At 58.1% G+C, this 735-nt stretch carries 1 protein-coding gene; it reads left to right on the top strand.

The features are described from left to right. Positions 1–15: 15 nt before the first annotated feature. A partial coding sequence (locus J9892_RS19040; protein ID WP_128345790.1) for an IS481-like element ISAs19 family transposase occupies positions 16–735 on the top strand: 720 nt, incomplete at its 3' end.

Below are 735 nucleotides of genomic sequence, written 5' to 3'. Positions count from 1 at the left end.
ATCCGGAGTCACCGTATGACCACCAACGAGAAAGTAGCACGTCGCAAACTCAGCCTGCTAGAGCTCGCCAAAGAGCTCAATAATGTCAGCAAAGCCTGCAAGCTCATCGGCTACAGCCGTCAGCAGTTCTACGAAATTCGCCGTAACTACCAGACCTATGGCGCCGAGGGATTGCTCGACAAATTGCCCGGGTGTAAAGGGGCTCATCCCAATCGGGTCGCTCCTGAGATTGAACAGGCCATCCTCGATTACTCCCTCACCAGACCAACTCATGGCCCGCTGCGGGTCGCCCAAGAACTGGCTCTGCAAGGCATCAATGTCAGTGCGGGTGGTGTGCGTGGCGTGTGGCAACGTCACGACTTGCTCTCCAAACACGACCGCTTGTTGCGCCTCGAGAAAACCCACCGGGAGCAGACCATTGAGCTCAATGACGAGCAGATTCGCCTGTTAGAACGCTTCAGCCCCGAGTTTCGCGAACGCCAGATTGAGGTCCACTACACCGGGGAACTGGTGGCGGTCGACACCTTCTTCGTCGGCGCACTCAAGGGGGTGGGCAAGGTGTATCTGCAAACCGTACTGGACTGCTACAGCCGCCACGCCTGGGGACGGCTCTACACCAGCAAGCTGCCGGTGACCTCGGTTCATGTGCTCAATGAAACGGTATTGCCGTTCTTCGAAGCCCATGAGGCGCGGGTCTATACCATCCTGTCGGACAACGGGCGCGAGTTCTGCGGC

Source organism: Aeromonas sp. Prich7-2, from assembly GCF_017939255.1.
GTDB classification, from domain to species: Bacteria; Pseudomonadota; Gammaproteobacteria; order Enterobacterales; family Aeromonadaceae; genus Aeromonas; species Aeromonas caviae.
The sequence above is the reverse complement of the archived record's forward strand: the minus strand, read 5'-3'. Positions and strand labels throughout refer to the sequence as shown.